This window comes from Mesorhizobium sp. M4A.F.Ca.ET.090.04.2.1, from assembly GCF_003999085.1.
In the GTDB taxonomy this organism is placed as follows: domain Bacteria; phylum Pseudomonadota; class Alphaproteobacteria; order Rhizobiales; family Rhizobiaceae; genus Mesorhizobium.
On record NZ_RZOT01000645.1, the window covers coordinates 1 to 3,057 of the forward strand.

Annotated in this window: 4 protein-coding genes and 1 pseudogene; all 5 read left to right on the forward strand. The window is 63.0% G+C overall.

From position 1 onward, the window contains the following. A pseudogene (locus EN781_RS29645) lies at positions 1-481 on the forward strand (aspartate/glutamate racemase family protein); the annotation flags it as partial. Positions 482-541: 60 nt separating this feature from the next. Further along, positions 542-730, forward strand: coding sequence for a DUF3008 family protein (locus EN781_RS29650; RefSeq protein ID WP_126054849.1), 189 nt, complete (start codon positions 542-544; stop codon positions 728-730). A gap of 339 nt (positions 731-1,069) precedes the next feature. After that, complete coding sequence (rpsD, locus tag EN781_RS29655; RefSeq protein ID WP_126054848.1) at positions 1,070-1,687, forward strand: 30S ribosomal protein S4; 618 nt, start codon at positions 1,070-1,072, stop codon at positions 1,685-1,687. 160 nt (positions 1,688-1,847) lie between these two features. Continuing rightward, positions 1,848-2,705: a tRNA 2-thiocytidine(32) synthetase TtcA gene (gene ttcA / locus EN781_RS29660; protein ID WP_189347925.1), complete on the forward strand. Its 858-nt coding sequence runs from the start codon at positions 1,848-1,850 to the stop codon at positions 2,703-2,705. A gap of 10 nt (positions 2,706-2,715) precedes the next feature. Then, on the forward strand, positions 2,716-3,057 hold a 342-nt coding region (locus EN781_RS29665), incomplete at its 3' end, for an inositol monophosphatase family protein (protein WP_281034405.1).

Below are 3,057 nucleotides of genomic sequence, written 5' to 3' on the forward strand. Positions count from 1 at the left end.
GACCAGGCCGGAGCGCACCCGCTCCGGCCTGGTCTCGGTGCTGGCGACGCCGGGCACGGTGAAGCGGCAGTACACGCGCGACCTGATCAGCAAATGGGCGCAGAAATGCCACGTCCGCCTCGTCGGCAGCAACAATCTGGCGGGGCTGGCCGAAGTCTACATGCGCGAGGGCTTTGTCGACGAGGAGGCTGTACGCAGCGAGATCGCGCCCTGCTTCCTCGAACGCGACGGGCAGCGCACCGACATCGTCGTGCTTGCCTGCACGCACTATCCGTTCCTGGTCAACCGCATGCGCAAGACCGCGCCCTGGCCGGTGGACTGGATCGATCCGGCCGAAGCCATAGCCCGCCGCGCCATGTCCTTGCTCCCGCCGGTCAACGGATCGTCGCAAGGCGAGCCCGACATTGCCGTCTTCACCTCCGGCAAGTCTGATTTCGCCATCGGCCGGCTGATGCAGGGTTTTGGTCTGACGATCCCTTGACGGCAGGAACATCGGCTGGGCGGCTGCGTTCCCTCCCATAGTCAATTGGGAGAAACGACCATGCCTGCCACATCGAAAGCTCAGCAAAAGGCCGCTGGCGCGGCGCTGTCGGCAAAACGCGGCGACACCAAGAAGAGCGAGCTCAAGGGCGCCTCGAAGGGAATGTACGAATCGATGAGCGAAAAGCAGCTCGAGGAATTCGCCGAGACCAGGCGCAAGGGCTTGCCCGAGAAGAAATCCAAGAGCTGATCTCGCTGCACTTGGGGAAGAAAAGCAAGAACCCGCCTGCGGGGCCGCGGGCTCTCGGTGATTGGTCCGCAGTGCCACGCACAAGCTTGACACCGCCTAAATCTCCGTTTAATCAGCGCGCCAACACCGGGCCGCAATGCCCGGTGGTTTTCTTTATGCGCAAGGCAGACGGAAGTTCGATTGTTTCTTCCCCGGCCTTGTTAACTGACGTGTCCCGTGGGTTTTCCGTCGCGTTGCGTGGAAAACCCTGTCAGGTCTCGAAAACGGAGGCCAGAGGAGGGCGCGTTTCCTTCACTCGGAGCATGAGGTTCCGGGTGTATTGTTTTGAAAGGGAATGCGATGAGCAAGCGCGAATCCGCGAAATACAAGATCGACCGCCGTCTCGGCGAAAACATCTGGGGCCGCCCGAAGTCCCCGGTCAACAAGCGTGAATACGGCCCCGGCCAGCACGGCCAGCGCCGCAAGGGCAAGCTTTCCGACTTCGGTCTGCAGCTGCGCGCCAAGCAGAAGCTGAAGGGCCACTATGGCGACGTTTCGGAAAAGCAGTTCCGCAAGGTCTATGAAGAGGCGGACCGCCGCAAGGGCGACACCTCGGAGAACCTGATCGGCCTGCTCGAGTCGCGTCTCGACGCGGTCGTCTACCGCGCCAAGTTCGTGCCGACCATTTTCGCCGCCCGCCAGTTCGTCAACCACGGCCACGTCAACGTCAACGGCAAGCGCGTCAACATCGGCTCGTATCGCTGCAAGCCGGGCGACGTTGTCGAAGTGCGCGAGAAGTCGAAGCAGCTCGTCATCGTGCTGGAATCGGTCGCTCTCGCCGAGCGCGACGTGCCCGACTATATCGAAGCCGACCACAACAAGATGACCGCCACCTTCGCGCGCATCCCCGGCCTGTCGGATGTTCCGTTCGCCGTGCAGATGGAACCGAACCTGGTCGTCGAATTCTATTCGCGCTGATTGCTGCTTCAGCAACCTATCGAAAGGCCGCCCAGTGGGCGGCCTTTTTTGCTTTGGCGGATCCGCCGTGCGGCCGCGCCGCAGAAATCGATTTCGATTTCCGGGCCGATGCGCTAATCCGGGCGCCGACACCTGTCCCTGGGGCCGATGCGCCATGAATATGCTGCCCGACGTCAAATCCCTCGAGCCCATCGGCGACGATGCCGATGGCGGCTTCCATCCGCTGTTTGCCGACGTGCCGTCGTCGGTCGAGTTCAACAAGCTGCGCAAGCGACTGCTGCGATTGACGCGCCAGGCGATCGAGGACTTCGCCATGGTGAAGCCCGGCGAACGCTGGCTGGTGGCGCTGTCCGGCGGCAAGGATTCCTACGGCCTGCTCGCCCTGCTCCTCGACCTAAAATGGCGCGGCCTGCTGCCGGTCGAACTGCTCGCCTGCAATCTCGACCAGGGCCAGCCGAACTTTCCCAAGCACGTCCTGCCCGACTACCTCAATGCCAACGGCATTGCGCATCGTATCGAATACCAGGACACTTATTCGGTGGTCACCGACAAGCTGCCCGAAGGCAGCACCTATTGCTCGCTCTGCTCGCGACTGCGGCGCGGCCACCTCTACCGCATCGCGCGCGAGGAGGGCTGCGCCGCTCTCGTACTGGGTCACCACCGCGAGGACATCCTCGAAACCTTCTTCATGAACCTGTTCCACGGCGGTCGCCTTGCCGCCATGCCGCCGAAACTCCTCAACGATGAGGGCGACGTCATGGTGCTGCGGCCGCTCGCCTATAACGCTGAGGCCGATCTCGAGAAATTCGCCGACGCGATGAAGTTCCCGATCATCCCCTGCGATCTCTGCGGCAGCCAGGAAGGCCTGCAGCGCAATGCCATGAAGGCGATGCTGGACGACATCGAAAGGCGCATGCCCGGCCGCAAGGACACGATGATCCGCGCCATGACGAATGTGCGGCCCTCGCATCTGCTCGACAGGAAGCTGTTCGACTTCGCCGCCCTCAACGACAGGTAAGACGATCCCTATGACAATTGACGATAGCGCCATCGACTGGCTTGCCGGTCTCCTCTCCGACGCGGCCACTGCCGAGATCATGCCGCGCTTTCGCCGGCTGGGCGAAGGCGACATCCGCCAGAAGACATCGGCCGCCGATCTGGTGACCGAGGCCGACGTCAATGCCGAGCGGGTGATCACGGCAAGGCTGCGCGAGCGCTATCCCTCGGCCATGATCGTTGGCGAGGAGGCCTGCTCCGACAATCCGGCGCTGCTCGGCGGTCTCGGCGATGCCGAGCTCGCCTTTGTCATCGATCCGGTCGACGGCACCTTCAACTTCGCCTCCGGCGTGCCGCTGTTCGGCGTCATGCTG

Coding starts and splice junctions, on each gene's coding strand:
- rpsD (WP_126054848.1), top strand. CDS start 1,070: ATGAGCAAGCGCGAATCCGCGAAATACAAGATCGACCGCCGTCTCGGC.
- ttcA (WP_189347925.1), top strand. CDS start 1,848: ATGCTGCCCGACGTCAAATCCCTCGAGCCCATCGGCGACGATGCCGAT.
- EN781_RS29650 (WP_126054849.1), top strand. CDS start 542: ATGCCTGCCACATCGAAAGCTCAGCAAAAGGCCGCTGGCGCGGCGCTG.